The organism is Photobacterium sp. (genome assembly GCF_057456235.1).
The window spans coordinates 71,976-96,156 of the sequence record NZ_JBVCPH010000015.1 but is presented as its reverse complement, the minus strand read 5'-3'; the positions used below and the strand labels follow the sequence as shown (position 1 = coordinate 96,156).

The 24,181-nt window shown below is 50.1% G+C and carries 22 protein-coding genes and 1 other RNA gene; 5 read left to right on the top strand and 18 right to left on the bottom strand.

The genetic code is table 11. The annotated features are described in order from the left end of the window. Positions 1 to 220 precede the first annotated feature (220 nt). Positions 221 to 676, top strand: a complete 456-nt coding sequence (locus AC2204_RS16255) for a DUF721 domain-containing protein (protein ID WP_318926724.1) — start codon at positions 221 to 223, stop codon at positions 674 to 676. Positions 677 to 804: 128 nt separating this feature from the next. On the opposite strand, the gene lpxC is transcribed toward AC2204_RS16255, so the two are convergent. From lpxC to rsmI, 16 genes are all read right to left on the bottom strand, one after another. After that, positions 805 to 1,722, bottom strand: coding sequence for a UDP-3-O-acyl-N-acetylglucosamine deacetylase (lpxC, locus tag AC2204_RS16250; RefSeq protein WP_107283692.1), 918 nt, complete (start codon positions 1,720 to 1,722; stop codon positions 805 to 807). Between the two features lie 291 nt (positions 1,723 to 2,013). Next, on the bottom strand, positions 2,014 to 3,207 hold the full coding sequence (gene ftsZ / locus AC2204_RS16245; protein WP_318926723.1) for a cell division protein FtsZ: 1,194 nt from the start codon (positions 3,205 to 3,207) through the stop codon (positions 2,014 to 2,016). Between the two features lie 33 nt (positions 3,208 to 3,240). Further along, entirely contained in the window at positions 3,241 to 4,497 is a 1,257-nt protein-coding gene (gene ftsA, locus AC2204_RS16240; protein ID WP_318926722.1) for a cell division protein FtsA, read from the bottom strand. Between the two features lie 12 nt (positions 4,498 to 4,509). Further along, positions 4,510 to 5,274: a cell division protein FtsQ/DivIB gene (locus tag AC2204_RS16235; RefSeq protein WP_318926721.1), complete on the bottom strand. Its 765-nt coding sequence runs from the start codon at positions 5,272 to 5,274 to the stop codon at positions 4,510 to 4,512. Positions 5,275 to 5,520: 246 nt separating this feature from the next. Then, positions 5,521 to 6,981 (bottom strand): UDP-N-acetylmuramate--L-alanine ligase, encoded by a 1,461-nt coding sequence (gene murC / locus AC2204_RS16230; protein ID WP_318926720.1) that lies wholly within the window; start codon positions 6,979 to 6,981, stop codon positions 5,521 to 5,523. A gap of 15 nt (positions 6,982 to 6,996) precedes the next feature. After that, positions 6,997 to 8,061: an undecaprenyldiphospho-muramoylpentapeptide beta-N-acetylglucosaminyltransferase gene (murG, locus tag AC2204_RS16225; RefSeq protein WP_318926719.1), complete on the bottom strand. Its 1,065-nt coding sequence runs from the start codon at positions 8,059 to 8,061 to the stop codon at positions 6,997 to 6,999. Continuing rightward, entirely contained in the window at positions 8,054 to 9,268 is a 1,215-nt protein-coding gene (gene ftsW, locus AC2204_RS16220) for a cell division protein FtsW (protein WP_318926718.1), read from the bottom strand. Before ftsW ends, murG begins: the two co-directional genes overlap by 8 nt. After that, positions 9,262 to 10,605 carry a UDP-N-acetylmuramoyl-L-alanine--D-glutamate ligase gene (gene murD, locus AC2204_RS16215; protein ID WP_318926717.1) on the bottom strand — a complete coding sequence of 448 codons (1,344 nt, stop codon included), beginning with the start codon at positions 10,603 to 10,605 and terminating at the stop codon, positions 9,262 to 9,264. The genes ftsW and murD overlap by 7 nt, the downstream gene beginning before the upstream one ends. Continuing rightward, positions 10,606 to 11,688: a phospho-N-acetylmuramoyl-pentapeptide-transferase gene (mraY, locus tag AC2204_RS16210; protein ID WP_318926716.1), complete on the bottom strand. Its 1,083-nt coding sequence runs from the start codon at positions 11,686 to 11,688 to the stop codon at positions 10,606 to 10,608. Further along, positions 11,685 to 13,070 (bottom strand): UDP-N-acetylmuramoyl-tripeptide--D-alanyl-D-alanine ligase, encoded by a 1,386-nt coding sequence (gene murF / locus AC2204_RS16205; RefSeq protein WP_318926715.1) that lies wholly within the window; start codon positions 13,068 to 13,070, stop codon positions 11,685 to 11,687. The genes mraY and murF overlap by 4 nt, the downstream gene beginning before the upstream one ends. After that, positions 13,067 to 14,644 carry a UDP-N-acetylmuramoyl-L-alanyl-D-glutamate--2,6-diaminopimelate ligase gene (gene murE / locus AC2204_RS16200; RefSeq protein WP_318926714.1) on the bottom strand — a complete coding sequence of 526 codons (1,578 nt, stop codon included), beginning with the start codon at positions 14,642 to 14,644 and terminating at the stop codon, positions 13,067 to 13,069. Before murE ends, murF begins: the two co-directional genes overlap by 4 nt. Beyond that, positions 14,631 to 16,400, bottom strand: coding sequence for a penicillin-binding transpeptidase domain-containing protein (locus tag AC2204_RS16195; RefSeq protein WP_318926713.1), 1,770 nt, complete (start codon positions 16,398 to 16,400; stop codon positions 14,631 to 14,633). Before AC2204_RS16195 ends, murE begins: the two co-directional genes overlap by 14 nt. An 8-nt stretch (positions 16,401 to 16,408) precedes the next feature. Then, on the bottom strand, positions 16,409 to 16,729 hold the full coding sequence (gene ftsL / locus AC2204_RS16190; protein WP_318926712.1) for a cell division protein FtsL: 321 nt from the start codon (positions 16,727 to 16,729) through the stop codon (positions 16,409 to 16,411). After that, positions 16,726 to 17,673, bottom strand: a complete 948-nt coding sequence (gene rsmH, locus AC2204_RS16185; protein WP_318926711.1) for a 16S rRNA (cytosine(1402)-N(4))-methyltransferase RsmH — start codon at positions 17,671 to 17,673, stop codon at positions 16,726 to 16,728. Before rsmH ends, ftsL begins: the two co-directional genes overlap by 4 nt. A 349-nt stretch (positions 17,674 to 18,022) precedes the next feature. After that, an RNA gene (gene rnpB, locus AC2204_RS16180) (RNase P RNA component class A) lies at positions 18,023 to 18,404 on the bottom strand. A gap of 261 nt (positions 18,405 to 18,665) precedes the next feature. After that, on the bottom strand, positions 18,666 to 19,526 hold the full coding sequence (rsmI, locus tag AC2204_RS16175; protein ID WP_318926710.1) for a 16S rRNA (cytidine(1402)-2'-O)-methyltransferase: 861 nt from the start codon (positions 19,524 to 19,526) through the stop codon (positions 18,666 to 18,668). A gap of 60 nt (positions 19,527 to 19,586) precedes the next feature. On the opposite strand from rsmI, the gene AC2204_RS16170 reads away from it, so the two are divergent. From AC2204_RS16170 to AC2204_RS16155, 4 genes are read left to right on the top strand one after another with little or no spacing between them, the layout of a single operon-like run. Beyond that, positions 19,587 to 21,416 carry a penicillin-binding protein activator gene (locus tag AC2204_RS16170; protein WP_318926709.1) on the top strand — a complete coding sequence of 610 codons (1,830 nt, stop codon included), beginning with the start codon at positions 19,587 to 19,589 and terminating at the stop codon, positions 21,414 to 21,416. Next, positions 21,394 to 21,768 (top strand): YraN family protein, encoded by a 375-nt coding sequence (locus AC2204_RS16165; protein WP_318926708.1) that lies wholly within the window; start codon positions 21,394 to 21,396, stop codon positions 21,766 to 21,768. Before AC2204_RS16170 ends, AC2204_RS16165 begins: the two co-directional genes overlap by 23 nt. A gap of 3 nt (positions 21,769 to 21,771) precedes the next feature. Beyond that, complete coding sequence (locus AC2204_RS16160; RefSeq protein WP_318926707.1) at positions 21,772 to 22,362, top strand: phosphoheptose isomerase; 591 nt, start codon at positions 21,772 to 21,774, stop codon at positions 22,360 to 22,362. A gap of 3 nt (positions 22,363 to 22,365) precedes the next feature. Next, entirely contained in the window at positions 22,366 to 22,905 is a 540-nt protein-coding gene (locus AC2204_RS16155; protein WP_318926706.1) for a BON domain-containing protein, read from the top strand. Positions 22,906 to 22,980: 75 nt separating this feature from the next. Here AC2204_RS16155 and sspB read toward each other — a convergent pair whose 3' ends face one another. Together sspB and sspA are read right to left on the bottom strand one after the other, a co-directional pair. Beyond that, the gene (sspB, locus tag AC2204_RS16150) at positions 22,981 to 23,487 is read right to left on the bottom strand and encodes a ClpXP protease specificity-enhancing factor (RefSeq protein WP_318926705.1); all 507 of its coding nucleotides are present in this window, start codon (positions 23,485 to 23,487) and stop codon (positions 22,981 to 22,983) included. After that, positions 23,487 to 24,125, bottom strand: a complete 639-nt coding sequence (gene sspA / locus AC2204_RS16145) for a stringent starvation protein SspA (RefSeq protein ID WP_318926704.1) — start codon at positions 24,123 to 24,125, stop codon at positions 23,487 to 23,489. Before sspA ends, sspB begins: the two co-directional genes overlap by 1 nt. Between the last annotated feature and the right edge of the window lie 56 nt (positions 24,126 to 24,181).

Below are 24,181 nucleotides of genomic sequence, written 5' to 3'. Positions count from 1 at the left end.
CCATTGTTATGAGATAGTGTCGGATGGAACGACCAATAATAAGCAGCCATTCCCATTGGTTAACAGATCATTTCGGCGCATGACTTCCCATGGAGCTGATATAATAAGCCATATTAACGGTGCCGCCTATGGTAAAAGCAAGTGACTTGCTTCCATATATGAAAAATTAGAACTTATACCAGTCTGGTTAGCCTAATTTTGATCAGGAAACACAAATGTTATGAGAGATCATCGTCCCCAAACAACAGCCAACCTGTTGGATGACAGCAGTCTGAGCAATATTCAGCAGCGTGCGATTGCGCTTAGCAAGCTCAATGATGCGGTGCGCCAACACTTAAATTGTGCCCAGCATTGCCGTGTTAGTAACTATCGCCAGGGGATCTTAATTATTGAAACGTCTTCTGCAGCCTGGTCTATGCGGCTCAACTATGAACGCAATACCTTAATCAGCCAGTTACGTTCTAACCTGCTGCCGAAACTGGTCAATATTGAGATCAAGGTGAATCCGGAACTTGCTGCAGTACAGAAGGCTAAAGAAGATAAAAAGCCGGATATTGTGCAAAAACCGATCAGCGCAGTTGCCGCTCAGCACTTATTAGCCACTGCGGCCAACGCCCCCGAGAAAGTGAAAGCGAAGCTTGAGCGCCTGGCTCAGTTGGCGGCAAAAAAGAGTTAACGATCTTAACTCTTTTGTTCAAACCATTCATATTCATCTGTCTACTGGCTCTCTTTTCGAAAAATGACAACCTTCAGAGATAAAAAAGCCGGACTGAGTCCGGCTTTTTTTAAATGCTTAATCTGTGCTTAGGCGAGCACCATACCCGGTTGGGCAAACGTCACAGGAACGTCTTGTTCTTCCTGGAAGGTTGACCACTCGTACGCTTCTTGATCTGCCAAAACTGCACGCAATAATTGGTTATTCAGTGCATGACCTGATTTGTATGCACGCATTTCACCAATAATATTGTGGCCACACATGTACAGGTCGCCAATCGCGTCCAAGACTTTGTGAGTCACGAGTTCATTGTCAAAACGCAGACCTTCATCATTTAAGATCCGGTAGTCATCCAAAACAATTGCATTGTCAAAACTTCCGCCCAGACACAAATTCTGAGACTGAAGATATTCAATGTCACGCATGAAGCCAAAGGTACGAGCGCGGCTGATATCTTTTACGAATGACTTGCTTGAAAAGTCCAGCACCAAGCGCTGCTGATCTGAATCAATCGCAGGATGATTAAAGTCGATAGCAAAGTCGAGACGGAAACCATTATAAGGAACCAGCTCCGCCCATTTGTCGCCATCTTCAATGCGAACAGGCTTTTTGATACGTAAGAAGCGCTTAGGCGCATTCAACGTTTCAATTCCCGCAGACTGAAGCAGATAAATAAACGGGCTTGCACTGCCATCCATAATTGGGATCTCAGGTGCATCAACTTCGATAATAACATTATCGATCCCCATACCGGCTAATGCTGCATTCAAGTGTTCAACGGTTGAGATACGCACGCCTTGTTCATTCACAAGCGCAGTACATAGCATGGTATCACGCACAGAATTTGCGTCTGCAGGAAAATCCACAGGGGGATTTAAGTCTGTACGACGGTAAATCACACCCGTATTTGCAGCCGCTGGGCGCAAAATAAGCGTGACTTTACGCCCGGAATGAAGACCCACTCCAGTCGTTTGCACAATACTTTTAAGCGTACGTTGTCTGATCATCTGCCTGTCTCAACTGTTTTTCTAGTCTGTCTTCTCCAGACTACTAATCCGCCCATTCCTCTGTTACATAACGACCTGTTACATAAAGAAAATGGGCAGAAATCATACCATATATCCAGATATAACCCAAACAATTTACTTTCAGCTCTCCAGTGCTTAACGAAAATCGCTCATTAACGGTAACGAAAGTGCTCATCTATCATTATAAACTCTGCACTCTCGTCTCGCGTCTGAACAACATCACAGCGGTCTGAACAACCCAAAATAATCTTACCGACCGTTCACTGAAAATCAGTCTGCTTGCTTACGTAAAAATGCTGGAATATCAAGGTAGTCATGCTCAGCTTGAGGCTTAGATTTTTGTGCCGCCGCCGTCGATGAAGACGGCTGAACACTGCTACTCTCTACTGCCGCAGATGGCTGAGAAAGCGGTGCAGTCTTTGGCGCTTGAACCGATACCGCTGATTTTTCCTGCTGCACGGCCTGAACGGGTTTCGACGTCGTTACCAAGGTAATATCCGGCTTGGATTCTTTACCAATGCCTGTTGCGACTACCGTTACGCGTAGTTCATCACTCATATCAGGATCAAGTGAAGTACCGATAACGACCGTTGCGTTGTCAGATGCAAAAGCTTTCACTGTGTTACCCACAGTTTCAAACTCATCAAGACGCATATCCAGACCAGCAGTAATGTTAACCAAGACGCCACGAGCACCCGCAAGATCGATGTCTTCCAATAGCGGACTTGAAATCGCCATTTCTGCCGCTTCTTCAGCACGATCATCACCGGTAGCGACACCGCTACCCATCATCGCGTGGCCCATTTCTGACATCACAGTACGCACATCAGCAAAGTCGACGTTGATCATACCAGGACGAGTGATCAGCTCCGCAATACCTTGTACGGCATTTTTCAAGACATCATTGGCTTTCGCAAATGCGTCTAACAGAGTGATACCACGACCTAATACTTTCAGTAGCTTTTCATTCGGAATCGTAATCAGGGAATCGACGTGCTTAGAAAGCTCTTCGATACCTTGTTCCGCGAAAGCCATCCGCTTTTTGCCTTCAAAGCTAAATGGCTTAGTCACAACAGCGACGGTCAGAATACCGAGTTCTTTCGCCACTTCAGCAATAATAGGAGCCGCACCAGTACCGGTGCCGCCGCCCATACCGGCTGCGATGAATATCATGTCAGAACCGTCAAGCGCCGCTTTAATCGCCTCGCGATCTTCAAGCGCAGAATCACGACCCACCTGTGGGTTTGCCCCTGCTCCCAGACCTTTAGTGATGTCTCCACCAATCTGGATAACCGTGCTAACACTGGTTTTACGAAGTGCCTGAGCATCAGTATTTACACTGATGAACTGAACACCTTCAATAGACTCACGTACCATGTGATCGACTGCATTACCGCCGCCGCCGCCAACGCCAATGACCTTAATTACCGCTTCATCAGACATTTCCATCATCGGTTCAAACATTTGTTCTCTCCGTTCATCCTGTTCGCATCAGGGTTAAAATTCTTTTCTTAGCCAGCCACTGATTTTAGTGAATATTCCTGAAACCGAGCGTTTAGGTTCCAGTTCACTGTCATCAAATGCCTGACTGTCCTTTCCGTAATGCAGTAAACCTACTGCTGTCGCAAAATGCGGCGCCTGAACATAATCAGTTAAACCACTTAGCTCCAAGGGCTGACCGATACGTACCTGATTGCGGAAAACCCGCTCAGCACACTCAATCAAGCCTTCAATCTGCGCGGCACCGCCTGTTAAGACAATACCGGCCGCCAAATGATGTTTTACACCCGCATCTCGCAGTTGATCCTGTATTTCGACTAGCTTGTGATTAACCAGCCCCAGTAATTCACTGTATCGAGGCTCTATCACTTCCGCTAAAGTCTGACTTTGTAAACTTCGTGAAGGGCGACCTCCCACACTAGGGACATCAACCTTGGCATCTTTACTTACCAATTCACTCAGTGCACAGCCGTATTTCACTTTGATCTCTTCTGCGTCGCCTGGCGGCGTACCAAATGCGTAAGCAATGTCGCTGGTGACAACATTACCGGCATACGGAATCACTTCTGCATGGCGTAATGCGCCACCAGACCAGACCGCAAGATCCATGGTTCCACCACCGATATCGACCACGCAAACACCCAGCTCACGTTCATCTGCGGTGAGCACGGCATAGCTGGCAGCCAGACCAGAAAAAATAAGGTGATCGACTTTCAACCCACAACGCTCAACCGCTTTCACGATATTACGCGCCATGTCGTTGTGACAAGTGATCAGATGAACACTGGCTTCCATCCGGACCCCCGATAAACCAACCGGGTTTTTTATGCCTTCCTGATAATCAATAGCAAATTCCTGAGGAATTACATGTAAAGTTCGGTGTTCATCGCTAATTTTTACCGATTTCGCCGTATGGATAACATTATCGACGTCATCTTGGCTTACCTCTTTGTCAGAAATAGGCACCATACCTTTTTCTGTTTGACAACGAATATGTTTGCCTGATAACGACAAATACACGGAAGAGATTTGGCAATCTGCCATCAGTTCCGCTTGATCAACCGCACGCTGAACCGATTTGACGACGGATTCAAGATCATTGACCCCACCTTTATCCATTCCACGTGACGGGCTGCTGCCGACCCCAATGACATTTACATGGCCATCAGGAAGCACTTCTCCAACCAAAGCACAGACTTTGGAGGTGCCGATATCAAGGCCAACTATGAGTTTTTTATCTGCCGCCTTAGTCATTAGCGCACGCTCTTATTCTTGTTCAGGAACAATTTTCCAACCCACAGCTGCGCCAGTATCATAGCGCAAGTCTACGTACTCTATCGCCTTATCCTGCTGTTCTAAGTCAGGATAAAGCCATATAAAGCGCTCCAGGCGCTCCATCCGGGCCTCTCGACCCAGTTCAAGCCGAGTTCCATTGGTCAGCCATACTCGCCAGGATCGTCGCTCGTTTAATGCAAGCGTATCAATTTCAAAGCCCGCAAGCTGTAATCTTGGTTGCATTTCACGCAACGCAGCAAGCACTTCCTGACTATTTTTATCAGGTCCTGTCAGATGAGCCAACCCTAAATCAGCCACCTGTTGTGCTTGCGCGGCAAAAACCACACCTTGCTGATTAACCAGATGCTCGTCATTCCAGACCGCAGCAGGTTGATGCTCAACAAGAAACACTTTTACTGTATCTGGCCACTGCTTACGTACTGATGCACGTGCCACCCAAGGTAACGACTCTAATATTGCCTGCATGTCATCGACATCCTGAGTCATAAAACTACCCAGATGATCAAGCTGCAAAATCGCCTGACGGACATCTTCGGTGCTCAGGTAATCGAGTTCGCCTTGAATGACCAGTTGAGACAGAGGCAAACGGTTTGCGTCTGTCATCCAGTTCATCGTGGCACTGATCAACCATACGGTAAAACCAATGACAAAAAGAAAAAATGCCAATCCCCCCCAGTGTCTGCTAACAACTGAAGGTGAAAAATAGCTTACTCTTTTTACGACTGCTTCAGCCATATTTTGTCTGCTTACCCTTACCTAACCAGCCAATATTGCCAATCTGTAAATCATGGGGCTACCAGGTAACACTAAGCAAAGTTGAGCGATTATACCGACCAACTCGTTGCTCTCCAACTATTGTTGACGTTTTCATTGCATAACCTGATGCTTATTCCATGCTGACGGTAATAAAACCCACAAAAACAGTAGCAAAGCGCACAAATAATAATGCTGGCATTTCCAGCGCCGCACCTGCCTAAAAGACTATTTGCCTCTCATTTCAGTAATATCCAGCTTCATGTCTGCCAATTGGCGGGCAATTTTACCCACATCGCCGGCACCTTGTGTCAGAACTAAATCATCATTTTGAATAATATTAGCCAGTGCCGCCGGCAATCCATCGATTGTCGGTACAAAAATCGGATCAATTTTGCCTCGTCCCCGAATCGTTCTGCACAGTGCGCGTCCATCGGCCCCAGCAATCGGTGTTTCACCGGCCGAATAGACATCCAGCATCAGCAACACGTCAACCTGTTCCAATACATTGGCAAAATCATCATACAGATCCCGGGTACGGCTGTATCGATGCGGCTGAAAAACCATGACCAGACGCTTCTCTTGCCAGCCAGCACGGGCAGCCTGAATCGTCACATCGACTTCACTTGGATGGTGACCATAGTCATCAACCAGCATGACCGAGCCATTACCTGTTTCAAATTCGCCCAGATGGTCAAAACGACGTCCTGTTCCCTGAAACTCTGCCAATGCGTGAACAATCGCGTCATCATTGACGCCTTCTTCTGTTGCCACGGCCACTGCCGCCGTTGCATTGAGCGCATTGTGCTTACCCGGAACATTCAATTTTACGTTAAGGCTAGGTTTTCCTTTGCGTAAAATTGAAAAATAGCCCTGTTGGCCTTGCTGATTATAATCAACTATGCGCACATCAGCATCATCAGAAAAACCATATGTGATGATTTGGCGTCCAATTTTGGGTAACAGCTCACGAACTACAGGATCATCGATACACATCACCGCCAAACCATAAAATGGCAGGTTATGGAGAAAATCGATAAATGTCTGCTTTAACACTTCAAAATCGCCGCCATAGGTATCCATATGATCAGCTTCAATATTGGTGACAATCGATACCATCGGCTGCAGATGCAAGAATGACGCATCACTCTCATCCGCTTCCGCAATCAGGTAACGACTACAGCCTAAACGGGCATTGGTACCCGCACTCTTTACCAACCCCCCATTAACAAAAGTCGGGTCGAGGCCGGCTTCAGAATAAATTTGGGTCAGCAAAGCGGTGGTCGTGGTTTTACCATGGGTTCCGGCAACTGCAATACCATGACGGTAGCGCATCAGCTCTGCCAGCATCTCTGCCCGGCGTACCACCGGAATACGCTGTTCCCTTGCGGCAACCAGCTCAGGGTTATCCTGTGCTATCGCGGTCGAGACCACAACCACGCTGACGCCGGTGACATTTTCAGCCGCATGGCCAAAAAATATTTCAGCACCTTTGCCCGTCAGGCTATCGGTCACGGCGTTCGGGGCAAGATCTGACCCGCTAATACGATAACCTTCATTCACTAATACTTCTGCGATGCCGCTCATCCCGGCACCACCAATTCCAACAAAGTGAATACGCTCAACGCGGCGCATCTCTGGCACCATGGTTCTGATTTTTGCTAATTGCTGGTTATCCAGTTTACTCATCACTCTGTTCTCATCTTATTTTGTTGCTAGCGATTTGATCACGCCCGCCACCCGAACGTCAGCATCAACAATCGCTGCATCCCGTGCTGCACTTGCCATTTTCTCAAGTGTACGACGATCTAATTGGTTTAATTCTGCCGCTAAGCCCGCGGCGGTTAAATCCGCCTGCTCAATCATTTTAGCGGCACCACCCTGTACCAGATGAGCGGCATTTAATGCCTGCTGGCGATCTTTATGCATGAAAGGAACGAAAATCGCCCCGACTCCGGCTGCCGACAACTCTGAAACCGTCAACGCACCGGAACGGCACACCACAACATCCGCCCAGGCATATGCTGCCGCGATATCATCAATAAACTCGGTGACTTTATGAGTCCTGTCGGTTTGGGCGGCATAAGCTTGCTCGGTTTCAGCCTGACTTCCTTTCCCGGCCTGATGCCAGATAGTCACCTTATCGCCTAATAAACCGGCAACTTCAGGCAGTGTCTGATTCAGGATACGTGCTCCCTGGCTTCCGCCCATAACAAGAATACGTACCGGGCCTTGACGGCCAGCAAAACGTTCTTGAGGGCTTGCCAGCGCCGTCACATCTTGACGGACGGGATTACCAACCACCTCTTTATTGGCAAACGCGCCGGGAAATGCCTGCAAAACGGTTGTCGCGATCCGAGATAACCACTGGTTGGTTAACCCTGCCACGGCATTCTGCTCGTGCAATACTATGGGGATACCTGAGAGCCAGGCCGCAACGCCACCGGGACCGCTGACATAACCGCCCATGCCAAGTACGACATCGGGTTGCCAGGCTTTAATGTGTTTTCTTGCTTGCAGAATCGCACCAACAATCTTAAAGGGCGCAGCTAACAAACGCATCACGCCCTGACCACGTAAGCCTTTCACTTTAATGAAGTCGATCTCAATCCCATTTTTAGGCACCAAGTCTGCTTCCATGCGGTCGGCAGTACCCAGCCAGCGAATTTCCCAGCCTTCTTGTTGTAATTCCTTCGCGACAGCCAATCCCGGAAATACATGGCCACCAGTACCACCAGCCATCACTAATAAACGTTTATTCTTATTCATCGTTGGTCTTTTCGTCATCCGATTGTTCTGACTCTTCAGGTCCGTATTTCGCTACCAGCCGCTGCTCATGGTCGATGCGTAGCAAAATAGCGACCGCGGCGGCCATAATAAATAAACTTGAGCCACCATAACTGATCAAGGGTAATGTCAGGCCTTTGGTCGGCACCATACCGGCTGCTGCGCCGACATTGACCAAAGACTGAAATGCGAACCAGAAACCAAAGCCAAATGCCAGAAAGCCACCGAACAGCTGTTCTGACTGTAAACATTTACGGCCAATAAACAGCGCCTTAAATACCAGGGCGAAAATCAGTATCAGTACAATCGTGACTCCGATCAGCCCCAGCTCTTCAGCCAGCACCGCAAACACAAAGTCGGTATGCGCCTCTGGCAGGTACTCCAGTTTTTGAATCGAGTTACCCAGCCCCTGTCCCAGCCACTCGCCACGGCCAAAGGCCATTAATGACTGAGTCAGCTGGTAACCACTGCCAAACGGGTCTTCCCACGGATCCAAAAAGGATGTGACACGACGCATCCGGTAGGGCTCGAACACAATCAAAACCCCGATACCCAGTAACGCGGTCGCAATCATTGCCAGAAATTGCCATAACTTGGCCCCGGCAATAAACAACATGCCAACGGTCGTGACAAACATCACGACAAAGGAACCTAAATCTGGTTGCTGCAGCAACAATACAGCCAAAATACCCAAGACGACTAACGGCTTAATAAAGCCAAAAAAACTCTCTCGTACCTGGCTGTATTGACGAACCAGATAACCGGCTAGAAAAATAAATAGCGATAGCTTCGCCACTTCCGCTGGCTGCAGGTTGAAAATCCCTAGCGGGATCCAGCGCGATGCACCATTCACCGAACGGCCGACCATCAGTACCGCGATCAGAAGGAAGATTGACACCAGCAACATCGGCACACTGAGCTGGCGCCAGCGATCCAGCGGTACCTGGACGATAAAGGCGGCAATTACCAGTGAACAAATCAGAAAGAAACCGTGACGCAAGGCAAAATAAAAAGGGATATCGGTCAGACGGGTAGCCACTGGCACGGAAGCTGAGGTGACGATCACCAGGCCCGTCATCATCAAGGCCAGGGCTATCCACACCAGCTGACGGTCATACATGCAAGGCGCTGACGGTTTGGTTAACCAGTCACTCACCGATAACATGCCGTCTCTGGCTTGTCTTAGCATGCCGTTGCTCCGACTACGTGATGCTGCAGGACTTTCGCCCGTTCGATAAACGCATCCCCACGTGCCATGAAGTTAGGAAACTGATCCAAGCTGGCGCATGCCGGCGACAACAAGATCATATCACCCGCCTGTGCCGCCTTTGCGGCGATGTCCATCGCTTGTGCCATCGTTTCGACACAAACCGGCGCTGCAACCAGAGACGCAAAAATATGACCATCACGGCCAAAACAGTACAGCTGTACATTTAAGTCAGCCAGAACGGGCTTTAGTTCAGAAAAATCAGCCCCTTTCCCGTCCCCACCCACTAACAGGTGCAGCCGGCCCGATAAGTTCAGCCCCTTCAGCGCCGCCAGCGTACTGGCCAGGTTGGTTGCCTTAGAGTCATTGACCCATTGCACTCCATGCTGATTAACCACTAGCTGACAGCGGTGTGACAGCCCGGTATAGTTTTTCAAAGCGCGGCAAGCCGCCTGACGATCAATATTAACCGCGTCTGCCAATGCCAGGGCGGCCAGGCTGTTGGCTACATTATGACGACCGACTAGCGCAATATCGCGGACTTTTATCTGCGATTGACCGGCAATCGCTAAATATTCTTCACCCTGATCCAGTTTGAGACCGTATTCTTCGGCGTCAAAACCAAAACTGGTCATCGGATGGGTATAATCCCGGGGACGGGTCGCCAGATCATCACGGTTATAGATAGCCAAATCCGTATGGTTAAAGATCCGCAGCTTTGCCTGGCTGTAATCATCCAGCCCCTGGTAGCGATCCATGTGATCTTCTGACAAATTAAGATAGACCGCGGCTTTAAGTTGCAGTGATGAGGTCGTCTCCAGCTGAAAGCTGGATAACTCTAATACATACAAATCATGTTCTTGTGCCAGCATATCCAGAGCAGCAAAGCCGATATTGCCTCCCACACCGACGTTAATGCCGGCTTCTTTGGCCATCTCGCCGACCAGGCTGGTAACGGTACTCTTGCCATTTGATCCGGTAATCGCGACAACAGGCTGGGTTACGGCCCGTGCAAATAGCTCGATATCGCCAACGATCTCAATCCCTGCGGCAGCGGCTGCCTGCAGTTCTGGCGTGGCCAGGGCAATGCCCGGACTGACAACAATCAGATCGGCGGCTAATAACCAATCCATGTTCCACTGCCCGGAGCATAACTCCACGCTCGCAGACAACTTATCTTGCCCAGGCGGTGCGATCCGGGTATCAATCACTTTGATATCGCGTTCGCCAGATTGACGCAGCAGATGATTAACCACCGACAGGCCGGTCATTCCCAACCCGATGACGACTACCTTTTTCACACCGTCTAAGCCATTCATTTAGCGTACCTTTAGCGTTGCCAGGGCAATCAATACCAACATTAATGTAATGATCCAGAAACGAACGATAACACGAGGTTCCGGCCAGCCTTTCAGTTCATAGTGGTGATGGATCGGCGCCATACGGAAGATCCGCTGACCTCGCAATTTGTAAGAGCCCACCTGCAGGATCACCGACACAGTTTCCATCACGAACACCCCGCCCATGATAACCAGCAGCAACTCCTGGCGTACCAGCACCGCAATCGTACCCAGAGCGCCACCCAGCGCCAGAGAACCGACATCGCCCATAAACACCTGAGCCGGATAGGTATTAAACCAGAGGAAACCGAGTCCGGCTCCGACAATCGCGGTACACACGACCACCAGCTCACTGGCATCCTTCAGATAAGGAATATGCAAGTAGTTGGCAAAATTGACGTTGCCGGTCGCCCAGGCAATAAATGCCATGCCCGCAGCAACCATTACCGTCGGCATAATCGCCAGGCCGTCAAGGCCGTCGGTCAGGTTCACCGCATTGCTGGTGCCCACGATCACGAAATAGGTGAAGACAATATAAAACAGACCAAGCTGAGGCATCACGTCTTTGAAGAACGGCACCACCAGTTGCGTTGCAACAGTATCTTTACCGTATACATACAGCGCAAAAGCGACCACAAAAGCAATCACGGACTGCCAGAAGTACTTCCAGCGAGCAACCAGCCCATCGGTATTCTTGCGCACCACTTTACGGTAATCATCGACAAAGCCAACCACACCGTAACCCAGCATGACGGTTAATACCGCCCAGACATAAGGGTTGGATAGATCAGCCCATAATAAAACCGTGATCGTGATCGCTGCCAGGATCATGATACCGCCCATGGTTGGCGTACCACGCTTGCTGAAGTGAGACTCAGGGCCGTCATTACGTACTACCTGGCCAATTTGCAGTATTTGCAAACGGGCGATAAGCCGAGGTCCCATCCACAGAGACAGGATCAGTGCCGTCAGGACACTGACGATTGCCCGAAACGTCAAATATTCAAACAGGCGGAAAAAAGGAAAAGAGGACTCTAATAAGTCGGCTAACCAGTAAATCATTGTGTGTTTTCCTGCAATGCGGCAATAACTTCTTCCATTCGGGAACTACGTGCTCCTTTTACCAGCACCGTTATCTCTGGGTGCTGGGGATTAAGCTGCTCTGTCAACAATTGGATCAATGCTGACTTGTCTTCAAAATGTTGTCCCTGGTTCATCTGGCTAACGACAGCACTGGCACGGCCGTAGGTCAGCACCTGATCCAAGCTTTTGCGGCTTGCATACTCGGCAATCTCACGGTGCAGTTTGTCACTGTCTTCACCCAGCTCAGCCATATCACCTAAAATGAACCAGCGTTGTCCCTTAAACGACGCCAGAAGATCAATCGCGGCTTTAACCGAAGCGACACTCGCATTATAGGTATCATCAATCAGGCGCAATCCGTCACGTGGCTGGCTGACTTCCACCCGCCCTTTAACGTTTTCCACCTGCTCCAGACCCGCTTTGACTTGTGCCAGAGTTGCCCCCGTTGCCATTGTTAACGCCGCCGCGGCCAGGGCATTTGCCACATTGTGAGTGCCCGCTAACGTTAATGTGATCTCAGTTTCGCCTTCAGGGGTGCGCATTGTAAAACAAGCGAGCCCATCAGAGTTAATAAATATGTCAGTTGCTGAGAGATCGGCACCAGATTGAGTGATCGAGAAGGTTAAAACCTGATGTTCAGCCAATAACGGCTGCCACATTGCCCGTTCGTTAGAGTCCAGATTAATAATCGCGGTTGCTGGTGCCCCGTGAGGCTGCGCCGCTAAGCCTTCAAATATTTCACCTTTGGCCCTGGCAACTCCCGCCAAGGAGCCGAAACCTTCAAGGTGTGCTTCCGCCAGGTTATTGACCAAGGCAACCTGAGGCTTGACCAGATTGGTGGTGTAAGCAATCTCATGCTGATGGTTGGCACCCAGCTCAATCACCGCATATTGGTGCTCAGGGGTCAGTCGCAACAAGGTCAGCGGAACACCGATGTCATTATTAAAATTACCCGCCGTGGCCAGTACTTTGCCTTTCTGGCTTAAAATCGCTGCCGCCATCTCTTTCACTGTGGTTTTTCCACAGCTGCCGGTCAGCGCTAATGTCTTCAGCCCCTGCTCTTGCTGCATGGTCTGTTTCAGCCAGGCAGCTAGCTGGCCCAGCGCAATACGAGTATCTTTGACGACCAGTTGTGGTAAGCCAACAGGTAAGTGACGACTCACTAATAGCGACGCGGCACCGTTATCCATGGCACTCTGACAAAAATCATGGGCATCAAAACGTTCGCCTTTCAGGGCGATAAATAACGTCTCACCCGTTATACTCCGGGTATCCGTTGATACCTCGGCAATTCTGGTATCGCAACCAATCAGCTCTGCCTCCAGAATGTCAGCCAGTTGTGTTAGCTGAACCTCGATCATGCGTTTTCCCCGTTAGTTTTATCTGAACCTTCGTTTTCCATCAGCAGGGCTTGTACCGTTTCACGGTCAGAATAATAGATAGTGCGATCGGCCAGAATTTGATAATCCTCATGGCCTTTCCCTGCCAGCAAGACAATATCATCGGCATCGGCTTGCTCCAGCGCCTGCTGGCACGCCGCTTTGCGATCATGGATCACCGTTGCCATTTCCGGCTGGCATAATCCCCGCAGCATATCCGCAACGATGATCGCCGGATCTTCGCTGCGCGGGTTGTCATCGGTCAGAATAATATGATCGGCCAAACGTTCAGCCACTTGTGCCATCATCGGGCGCTTACCGCTGTCACGATCGCCGCCACAACCGAAAATGCACCACAATTTACCGCGACAATGGACCCGTAAAGCCTGCAGGGCTTTTTCCAGTGCATCAGGGGTATGAGCATAATCAACAACAACCATTGCTTTGTCAGATCTTTGAAAAACTTCCATCCGCCCCATCACAGCTTGTAACTTTGGTGCTGTCGCAACTAGCCGGGCTAGGGGGTGGCCTAATGCTAATAACGCGGCAAGAGCCAGTAATAGATTGGAGACATTAAACGATCCGACCAGCGGCGCGGTAAAGTGTCCTTGTCCCCAGCAAGAGTCAAACGCGATACTCACGCCCTGGGTACTGTACGTTACATCGGTAAGCCATAACGCCAGTCCTTGATGCCCAGCAATCGATGCTTTCTCTGTCGCAACAGCGACGGCATCCGGCAGCTCTGACAGCCAGGCCCGGCCCGTTTCATCATCAGCATTAATCACCGGGATGCCAGTATTATGCTCAGTAAACAAGCTTTTCTTGGCGTCGGCATAACTGGCCATATCACCATGATAATCAAGATGATCACGGCTCAGGTTGGTAAAAATACTGGCGCTAAAATTCAGAGCCCTCACCCGACTCTGGACCAAGCCATGGGAAGAGATCTCCATCGCTGCCAAATTCGCGCCCTGCGCCACCAGTTCGGCCAGCACTTGCTGAATTTCAATGGCGCTGCCCGTGGTATTGGCGGCGGGTTCCAACTGGTTCAGTAAACCATTGCCGGTTGTTCCCATCACGCCAGACTTATAATCAAGCAAATCGGCCCACTGGGCCAGCAGCTGGCTGATGGTGGTTTTGCCATTAGTACCGGTCACGGCAATCAGCGTTAACCGGCTGTCAGGCTGACCATAAAAACGACCGGCAAGAGCAGAAAGCTGTGAGCCGAGATTGGCAACATAAATGATGAAGGTACCCGCTTGCTCGACGATATCGCCATGGTCCGCGATACCATCGGCTTCTGCCAGTACAACACTCGCCCCTGCATCTATTGCCGCAGGGATAAAGCGGCGGCCATCAGCCGCATGACCGTTTATCGCCACAAACAGACCGCCGGCCTGCACCTTTCGGCTATCTAAGGTCAGGCTATTGACCTCAAGTTCAGCCAGCGATTGAGGTAAAGACAATTTGGAAAGCCGTAATTTTGAAAACCATAAGTTTGAAAACAGCGGAGACAACAACACTCCTATCTTACGGTTCTGACTAGGTATCACCATGCATATTGCCCTTGTTATGAACGATATTTAACTGATCTCCCGTACCGGCATCCGGCGGGACATTTAATATTTGAAGGGCACTGCCCATGACTTCAGAGAAGATCGGCGCGGCGATGGCCCCGCCGTAATACTGATCGCCCTGAGGCTCATTCACCACCACCACCATCGCCAGGCGGGGATTACTGATAGGGGCAAGCCCGGCAGTCATCGCCACATACTCGTCGCTATAACCGCCTGCCGCGGCTTTTTTGGCCGTTCCCGTTTTCGCGCCGACACGGTAACCCGGCACCGCCGCACGTTTGGCGCTCCCTCCGGCATGCGTCACTTCTTCCAGCATATTAAGTAGCTTACGGGTATTTTCAGCCGACACTACCTGACGGCCTGGCACGACATCTTCTGTTTTCAAAATCGACAGCGGGCGGTTTACCCCAAGCGCACCCAGCGTGGCGTAGGCCCGAACCAATTGGATCGGCGTGACGGAAATCCCGTAGCCAAATGCCAGTGTCGCACGTTCAAAATCAGACCAGCGACGTCGATCGGGGAAAAATCCCATCGCCTCGCCGATTAAGTTAATACCTGACTCATCCCCTAAGCCGACACTGCTGTACATCCCTAATAGAGCATCAACCGGCATCGCCAGTGACAGCTTACTTACACCGATATTACTGGATTTTCTCAAAATCTTCGCCAGGTCAGCCTTACCGACTCTGGAGACATCCCGTACACGGCTACCACCGATTTGAAAGATGCCGTTACCGGTATTGATAATGGTGTTTTCATCAGCCGTCCCATTTTCCATCGCCGCCAACACCACAAACGGTTTAATGGTCGAACCCGGCTCCATGGCATCCGTAATGGCGCGGTTACGCATCCGGTAACTTTGTAACTGACTGCGGTTATTGGGATTGTAAGACGGTGCGTTCACCATCGCCAGGATCTCACCGGTTCGGACATCAACCATCACCACTGACGCTGACGTCGCCCGGTAATCCACAACCGCTTGCTTCACCGCACGATACGCGACAGCCTGCAAACGCTGGTCAATACTCAGCACCAACGGTTTACCCGGCTCACGCTTTTGCAGTGAAATATTCTCGACTACACGCCCGTAGCGATCTTTCCTCACGGTACGACGCCCCGGCTCACCCGTCAGCCAGCCATCGTAGGTACGCTCGACACCTTCCAGGCCATGGCTGTCGATGCCGGTTACCCCGATAATGTGTGCGCTCACTTCGCCTGCAGGATAAAAACGGCGGGATTCATCTTTCAGGCCAATACCGGGCAGCTTTAACTTACTGACATAGGCTGCCATTGCAGGGCTGACCTGACGTTGCAGGTAGATAAAACGGCGATTTTTATTTTTCTCGAGGCGGGAGAGTAATTCCTGGCGGTCGGCCCCCAGCACATCCGCTAAGGCATGCCACCGCTGAACCTCTTGAATACCGCCGGTTTTGTAGATCTGGACCGGATCAGCCCAAATAGCCTGAACCGGTACACTGACGGCAAGTTGCTCTTCGTTACGGTCAGAAATCATTCCTCGGGCAGAAGGCATTGCTTTGACGCGTAACGAACGCAAATCCCCTTCCTGAATGAGCCGGCCCGGTTCCAGCACCTGGATATAGGCCGCACGGCCAACCAGTGCGAACAAGGCGAGAGCAACAAACCCGCATATAACACCAAAGCGCCACGGGATAAATACCGGTGGCGCTTCATGGCGACGTTGATTTTTAGTTTGAGGACGCTTAAGAAATTTCATAAATATGATTAATGCACAACGATTTCGCTGCTCGCAGAAGGTCGCTTCATCTCCAGCTCGGTTTCTGCCAACCGCTCCACACGACTATGCTCCGCTAATGAATTCTCTTCTAAAATTTGGTTTCGCCATTCAATATCAAGCTGGTCACGCTCAATTAGCAGCAGCTCTTGCTGCGCGATCAGCTGACGCGACTGGTGCGTGATATACACCACTGCAAGGGCTGAAATCAGAATAAAAACCGATAAAATCGCAGGAACACGCCCGACCGACACGATATCACGGGCGATCAGGTGAGCAAGATTAGACGATAATTCAGGATCTTGAGTCATAAACGCTCAGCAAGACGTAAGACTGAACTACGGGCACGCGTGTTATCACCTAATTCATTTTTAGATGGCTTAATAGCTTTACTGGCAAGCTTTAGACTGGCAGAACCTAACGCTTTAATTTGATCTTCCGTTAAGGGTAAACCTGCAGGTACATCCGGTCCCTTGCTATGTTTACGCATGAAACGTTTAACCATGCGATCTTCTAGCGAGTGGAAACTGATCACCGATAAACGACCTTGTGGTGCCAGCACCTTCATCGCACCATTTAGTGCAATTTCAATCTCTTCCAGTTCACTATTAATATAAATACGGATCGCCTGGAAGCTACGGGTTGCCGGATGTTTATGCTTATCTCTAAACGGTGATACTTCTGCAATCAGGGATGCCAAGTGCTTGGTACGTGTCAGCGGTTCTTTTTCTGGATTTTCTCGATGTTCAACAATGCCGCGTGCAATGCGTTTAGCAAAACGTTCTTCACCAAACTCTTTAAGCACCCAGGCAATGTCATCAGCTTCTGCCTCTGCCAGCCATTCAGCAGCAGATATACCAGACGTTGGATCCATACGCATGTCTAACGGACCATCACGCATGAAGCTGAAGCCACGTTCGGCATCATCAAGTTGTGGTGAAGAGACCCCTAAATCCAACAGAACGCCATCAACGCGACCGATTAAGCCACGTTCTTCCATGTATTGAGCCATTCCGGAAAAAGGACCATGGATAATAGTAAAACGGGGATCATCGATTTTCTGAGCTTCAGCAATTGCTTGTGGATCACGGTCGATAGCATACAGCCGGCCGTTTTCACCTAATTTAGACAGGATCAAACGGCTGTGGCCACCGCGACCAAAAGTACCATCGATATAAATACCGTCAGGCTTAATCGCTAAGCCATCAACAGATTCATGGAGTAAAACGGAAACGTGCTCAAATTGTTCAGACATAAAATAGGTTCAAGGTTCAGCTAAAGTGAAAGCTCACTAAGGCACAGGGACAATTCTGTCTCAGCCTTAGCCTGGAGTTGTATATCGCGTTCAACGTGTTATTGCCGCAATAATGATGATGACGGGCAGTTGTACCACAATTTCCCACAAAATCCGTCACAAAGTGTACGTATGAGACAAAAAAGTTGTCAAGCGAGAGGTGGGGATTTAGCGCCAGAGATCCCCGCAAGATCAAGTTTTAGGGTGGAATATCGATATTGTACCAACCGAGATCGGCATTAGGTTGTATAAACGACAAAAGGCGATGTTAACTTCTCAAGAGAAATCAACACCACCTTTTATTCTAAAAGAGGGGAGTTGGCCTATAAGCCGGGTTTTGTACCGCTTACGCGGTGGTAATCATTCCTCTAGGCCTGCAATCGCTCACAGGCTCAAGCAACCTACCCGTCCCCAACGCGGGCCGCGCCATTAGGGACCTATTTGGTCTTGCTCCGGGTGGAGTTTACCGTGCCACGAACTATTACTAGCCGCGCGGTGCGCTCTTACCGCACCCTTTCACCCTTACCTGTTCTCGCAAGCGAGTCATCGGCGGTTTGCTCTCTGCTGCACTGGTCGTAGGCTTGCGCCTCCCAGACGTTATCTGGCACCCTGCCCTTTGGAGCCCGGACTTTCCTCCCCTTCGTCAGTCTCCCTAAGGACATCAACGAAGCAGCGATTACCTGGCCAACTCCGGCGACGGATATTATAAGAGTCAGAGCCTGGTTACCAGCGAAAAATCCCACAAGAAGCCAAAACGCTCGAAAATAGAGCAAAAAAGTCAGAATCGAGTGTCTAGAGGCGAGATTTGAGAACAGTCCTGTGGTCCTGCAGGACGGATTCACCGAGCCGAGTTGAGAATCAAGCCGTTCGCTTTTTCTCGCCGCTCGAACCTACTTACGCGAGCCTCTTATCCCTAGAACCCCAAAACCTTAGGACCGCTCTTCCCGCTTTATCTAGTCTAGATTCTCCAGCCCCCATTTATACAGGGCATTTTTTTTCACCCCATGGATTTCAGCAGTCAGGGCAGACGCTTTCTTCAAAGGCAACTCTTTCGCCAACAGGCCCAAAGTGCGCAATGCCTCTGGCGGCAGGTCATCTTTCTGAACCCGATGACCCGTCACCAGCACCACCATCTCGCCACGAGTCCGGTTACTGTCTTCTTTCAGCCACTCAATAAGTTCGCCCAACGGAGCACCATGAATGGTTTCAAACGTTTTCGTCAGCTCACGTGCCAGTACAACCTGGCGATCTGGGCCTAACACCGCTAACATGTCAGCCAGAGAGTCTGTAATACGATGCGGAGACTCATAAAAAATCAATGTACGCTCGTCAGCGGCCAGTGCCTGAAAACAATCTCGACGCCCTTTACTTTTGGGGGGCAAAAAGCCTTCAAAACTAAATCGGTTAGAAGGCAAGCCTGCAGCACTTAGCGCGGTGATAACGGCGCATGGGCCAGGTAATGGCACAACTTTGACACCCGCTTGACGACAACGATTGACTAAATGGTATCCTGGATCACTAATCAGGGGAGTACCGGCATCCGACACAAGTGCAATGCTGGTACCTGCCTGAAGCTTCTCAATCAAAAAGTCAGCTTTCTGCTGCTCGTTATGATCGTGAAGCGCAAAGGTGCGGGTAGAGATAGAGAAATGTGACAGCAAACGCGATGTATGGCGTGTGTCTTCAGCAGCAATTAAATCTACATTTGCTAAAACATCCAATGCACGCTGCGTGATGTCCGCTAAATTACCGATTGGTGTAGGTACGATGTACAAAGTTGCGACATCTACCGTGCATGAATTGGTCTCACTCATTTGTCTAAGATCTCATCTGCAATTAATATAGAGAGTAATTTTCACAGTTGAATGAATTCAATGCTCAATTTTACCCATAAGCGTAAAAGTGTATCACGACTGCTGGCGCCTGTAGCCTTTGCTGTGATGTTGGCCGGTTGTAGCTCGTCGGATCAACAGCAGGCCGTGGCCACTGATATTACCGCCGCCGCGACTGACAGCGCTGCGAATTATCTGATAAAAGCCGAATCCAGTGAAGGTTTAGAAAGCATTAACTGGCAAATTCTGGCACTGAAAGCCTTCATTAAAGAAGGCCTATGGCCGCAAGCCGAGCTGCAGGCCGAGCGCCTTGCCCGGATGTCACTCAGTCAGATCCAAATGGCTGAATGGCAACTGGCCCGTGCGACGCTTCGCTACCAGCAAGGTCAGCCACAACAAGCGCTGGATACCCTGAACTTCCAGCCATGGTGGCAACTGGCAGACAACCAGTACCAGCGTTTCCATATGCTAAGAGCTGAGCTTTTTTCCCAGCTCGATCAGGCGCTCCAGGCGGCTCGTGAACGTACCGCACTGGATCAGTACCTGGCCGCAGAGCAAAAACACGCTAACTGGCAAAACCTGTGGCGTGATTTGTCACGCTATAACAATAATCAGCTGCAGTCTCTTCGCCTTAACGAGGATGAAACCGTACTGCGAGGCTGGGTTCAGCTGAGCATTCTGAAAAACACCTATTCACCGCGTCCGGTACGGCTGAAAAGTGTGGTGGATGAATGGCTAGGCAGCAATCCTTACCATCCGGCTAACCAGTATCTGCCTGCTGAACTGCAAGCTATTATGGCGCTGGAAATCACGGCACTGGATAATGTTGCCTTATTATTGCCGCTTAACGGACGTTTTGAATCGCAGGGTAAGGCCGTCCGGGATGGTTTTGTCAACGCCATGCTCGATGATACTGGCCGCGATGCTGACACCGAGCTGACGATTTACGACACGGAAGCCGAATCGATACCAGCCATCATGGCCAAGCTACAGCAAGATGGCGTGCAATTTGTTATCGGCCCCTTGCGTAAAGATAAAGTGATTGAATTCCAGCAAGATAATACTGAACAGATCACCATGCTGGCGTTGAACCGGCCGGAAGAGCTGGATTTGCGCCAGACCAATGCCTGCTATTTCTCGCTATCACCGGAGCAGGAAGCCGAGCAGGCTGCCCGGCACCTGTTTGCCAAAGGTCATCGTTACCCGCTGGTGCTGGCACCCGACAATAGTTTTGGCCAGCGTGTGAGCGATGCTTTCGCCGAACAATGGCAACAGCTGACAGGCAAATTACCGGATACCAAAGACTTCGGCTCACGCAAAGAAATCCAGCAGCAAATCGCGACCACTTTCGGTCTTAACGACAGCCAGACCCGCATCAATCAGATGCAGCAGCTGTTAGAGATTGAGCTGGAATCTCAGCAACGCAGCCGCCGTGATACCGATGCGGTCTACCTGGTGGCCAGCAATAATGAATTAACCCTGCTTAAGCCATTCATTGACGTCGCCATTAACCCGGATGTTAAACCGCCTCAGCTCTATGCCAGCTCGCGCAGTAATCCTGGCACCAGCACTAACATGAGTGAGTTACGAGGCATCGAGTTCAGTGATATTCCGTTGCTGGTTGATCCTGACCAGCGCTTTATGGAACGTTTCAGCCAATTGTGGCCGAACCAGAACAACACCACAATTCGCCTCCACGCCTTCGGGATGGATGCTTATAAGATGATCACTGAGCTGCCGCAAATGCGTGTCGTCGACAATTACACCACGTCAGGAAAAACCGGCCGGCTTGGCATTGACGACCAGTGTGTGGTGCAACGCCAGATCAGTTGGGCGGTCTTTACCGGAAATGGCATTGAGCCAGCTCAATAAGCGCCAGCAAGGCCAGGTCTATGAGGCGATGGCCGAACGTTTTTTACAACGCCATCACCTTAGCCCTGTTACGCGCAATTTTCAGTGTCGCAGCGGTGAGATTGATCTGATCATGCGCGACGGTGATTGCTGGGTTTTCGTCGAAGTAAAATACAGAAAGCAGATCCACTTCGGCTCCCCGGCCGAAGCCGTAAACTGGCGAAAACAACAAAAGCTGAAGCGTGCTGCGCTGTTTTGGCTACAAAAAAATGGCTTATCATCCGAACACACCGCGTTTCGGTTTGATGTGGTCGCTATTCAGGGCCCCGATCACCAGATTGAGTGGTTTACCAACATCCTAGTTGAAGGTTGATCCATGCTAGACAGCATTAAAGAAAGTTTTACCGAAAGTATCCAAACTCAAATCGCGGCGGCGGAAGCTTTGCCTGATGCTATTTCAAAAGCCGCGCAGATTATGGTGCAGAGCCTGCTGAACGGTAATAAAATTTTATCTTGCGGCAACGGCGGATCAGCCGCTAACTCACAGCACTTCGCGTCTTGTCTGATCAACCGCTTTGAGACAGAGCGCCCGAGCCTGCCAGCACTGTCGCTAACCGCCGATACCACAATCCTGACGGCGGTGGCCAATGATTACCACCACAATGAGATATTTTCGAAACAGGTGCGTGCACTGGGCCAGGCCGGCGATATTCTGCTGGTGTTATCAACCAGCGGCAACAGCAAGAATATTATCAAGGCAATGGAAGCAGCCCTGACCCGCGATATGACCATTATCGCCCTGACAGGAAAGGACGGCGGTGAAATGGCCGGCCTGCTGGGGGTGCAGGATGTTGAAATTCGGATCCCGTCCCAGCGCACCGCTCGCATTCAGGAAGGTCATTTGCTGACGGTACACTGTTTATGTGATTTGATTGATCAGGTGTTATTCCCACAACATGAAGGATAAGCAATGAAACGGCACCATTTACTGGTGATAGCCTTGTTAGCCCTGCTACAGGGCTGTTCAGGACTCTCTTCGGCAGATCCTCGCGATACCAAACAGCAATGGCATGATCAACAAATTGAAATGGAAGTTGGCGGACTCGCGAATAAACCGCCATTTCGCCAGCAAGTCCGGATAAATGCCATTTCCATCGAGGGCAAAGTCTTGATCGTTGGCCAGGCCGTTGAGCAGGATATTCTCCAGTTACTGGCGCAGAATGTTCGCCAGCTGGATAATGTCCGGTTGGTTTATAACCAGGTACGTATTCGCCCATTGCCTGACTTGGCGGAAGTGAGCAAAGACAGTTGGATCACGACGAAAGTTAAATCACAGATCGTCGGCAGTAAAAAACTGAAAGACGTCTCAATCAAGGTGATAACGGAAGGCCAGGAAGTCTATTTGCTGGGTTATGTCACTCGCGCCCAAGCTGACACCGCATCAGATATCGCCCGTAATGTTTCTGGGGTGAAGAAAGTAGTGAAGGTCTTCGAGTATCAGGAAGGATAAGAAAGTAGCGAGAAAATGATAGAATCGAAATCTTAGCGCCGACAAATAAAAACGCAGCCAATTGGCTGCGCTTTTTTATTTTACGACTCGAAGACTTGGCCTGCCACGAGGGCGTGGTGGCTCATCCTCAGGTTCGCCGTCATCAGTGACTTCAACCAGAGCTGAAACCGACGTTAACGCCTCTTCCTTTTGTTCGACACTACTGTCATGTTCTGCTTCATCGTTTTCGTCAGAAGCTGCTATATCCCCAGCATAAGCCGGTTCAGGCTCGAACATCGTTCCTGCGCCATTCTCGCGCGCATAAATCGCAACAGCGGCGTACAAAGGTACGATGACAGAGTGTGGGCGGCCACTGAAACGGGCATTAAAGCTGACCGCTTCATTCCCCAGTTCCAGATTGCCTACCGCACGTGGTGCAATGTTCAGAACAATCTGCCCATCACTAACGAATTCCATCGGCACTTTAACACCCGGTAAAGTAGCGTCTGCTACCAGGTGAGGCGTCAGGTCGTTATCCACTAACCAGTCGTAAAACGCACGCATCAAATACGGACGACGCGGCGTTAGTTTTTCCATATCCATTATTGACCAGCCAGGCGCATTTCTCGTTCAGCTTCAGTCAGAGATGCCAGGAACGAATCACGCTCAAACACACGTGTCATGTATGCTTTCACTTCTTTCGCGCCGACACCACTTAATTCGATACCCATCTCAGGCAGACGCCATAGTAACGGAGCAAGGTAACAGTCTACCAAGCTAAACTCGTCGCTCATAAAGTATGGGTATTCAGCAAATACAGGTGCCAGAGCAAGCAGTTCTTCACGTAACTGTTTACGAGCTTTCTCTGCTTCTTCCGCTGTACCTTTATTAATTTTTTCAGCCAGTGTGTACCAGTTTCGTTCAACACGGTACATCATCAAACGACTGTTACCACGGGCAACTGGGTAAACAGGCATTAGAGGCGGGTGAGGAAAACGCTCATCCAAGTACTCCATAATGATACCAGCCTGGTACAGAGCCAGCTCACGATCAACAAGAGTTGGAACAGAATTGTATGGATTCAGGTCCAGTAGATCTTCTGGCAGGTTATTTGGATCAACCAGCTCAATTTCAACACTAACACCTTTTTCTGCTAGTACAATACGCACCTGATGGCTATAGATATCTGAAGCATCAGAATACAGAGTCATCACAGAGCGTTTATTGGCAGCAACAGCCATTGACCCCTCCAGTATAATCAAATACACAAAAAGCAATGGGGGCTGGAGCCCCCATT

Bases quoted from the DNA above. Each gene is read 5' to 3' on its own strand.
- AC2204_RS16165 (WP_318926708.1), top strand. From the start codon at position 21,394: ATGGCATTGAGCCAGCTCAATAAGCGCCAGCAAGGCCAGGTCTATGAG.
- sspB (WP_318926705.1), bottom strand. From the start codon at position 23,487: ATGGATATGGAAAAACTAACGCCGCGTCGTCCGTATTTGATGCGTGCG.
- ftsL (WP_318926712.1), bottom strand. From the start codon at position 16,729: ATGACTCAAGATCCTGAATTATCGTCTAATCTTGCTCACCTGATCGCC.
- ftsA (WP_318926722.1), bottom strand. From the start codon at position 4,497: ATGACTAAGGCGGCAGATAAAAAACTCATAGTTGGCCTTGATATCGGC.
- lpxC (WP_107283692.1), bottom strand. From the start codon at position 1,722: ATGATCAGACAACGTACGCTTAAAAGTATTGTGCAAACGACTGGAGTG.
- murC (WP_318926720.1), bottom strand. From the start codon at position 6,981: ATGAGTAAACTGGATAACCAGCAATTAGCAAAAATCAGAACCATGGTG.
- ftsZ (WP_318926723.1), bottom strand. From the start codon at position 3,207: ATGTTTGAACCGATGATGGAAATGTCTGATGAAGCGGTAATTAAGGTC.
- rsmH (WP_318926711.1), bottom strand. From the start codon at position 17,673: ATGTCTGAACAATTTGAGCACGTTTCCGTTTTACTCCATGAATCTGTT.
- AC2204_RS16170 (WP_318926709.1), top strand. From the start codon at position 19,587: ATGCTCAATTTTACCCATAAGCGTAAAAGTGTATCACGACTGCTGGCG.
- mraY (WP_318926716.1), bottom strand. From the start codon at position 11,688: ATGATTTACTGGTTAGCCGACTTATTAGAGTCCTCTTTTCCTTTTTTC.
- ftsW (WP_318926718.1), bottom strand. From the start codon at position 9,268: ATGCTAAGACAAGCCAGAGACGGCATGTTATCGGTGAGTGACTGGTTA.
- AC2204_RS16195 (WP_318926713.1), bottom strand. From the start codon at position 16,400: ATGAAATTTCTTAAGCGTCCTCAAACTAAAAATCAACGTCGCCATGAA.
- murE (WP_318926714.1), bottom strand. From the start codon at position 14,644: ATGGTGATACCTAGTCAGAACCGTAAGATAGGAGTGTTGTTGTCTCCG.
- AC2204_RS16155 (WP_318926706.1), top strand. From the start codon at position 22,366: ATGAAACGGCACCATTTACTGGTGATAGCCTTGTTAGCCCTGCTACAG.
- AC2204_RS16160 (WP_318926707.1), top strand. From the start codon at position 21,772: ATGCTAGACAGCATTAAAGAAAGTTTTACCGAAAGTATCCAAACTCAA.
- murG (WP_318926719.1), bottom strand. From the start codon at position 8,061: ATGAATAAGAATAAACGTTTATTAGTGATGGCTGGTGGTACTGGTGGC.
- AC2204_RS16235 (WP_318926721.1), bottom strand. From the start codon at position 5,274: ATGGCTGAAGCAGTCGTAAAAAGAGTAAGCTATTTTTCACCTTCAGTT.
- murD (WP_318926717.1), bottom strand. From the start codon at position 10,605: ATGAATGGCTTAGACGGTGTGAAAAAGGTAGTCGTCATCGGGTTGGGA.
- AC2204_RS16255 (WP_318926724.1), top strand. From the start codon at position 221: ATGAGAGATCATCGTCCCCAAACAACAGCCAACCTGTTGGATGACAGC.
- sspA (WP_318926704.1), bottom strand. From the start codon at position 24,125: ATGGCTGTTGCTGCCAATAAACGCTCTGTGATGACTCTGTATTCTGAT.
- murF (WP_318926715.1), bottom strand. From the start codon at position 13,070: ATGATCGAGGTTCAGCTAACACAACTGGCTGACATTCTGGAGGCAGAG.
- rsmI (WP_318926710.1), bottom strand. From the start codon at position 19,526: ATGAGTGAGACCAATTCATGCACGGTAGATGTCGCAACTTTGTACATC.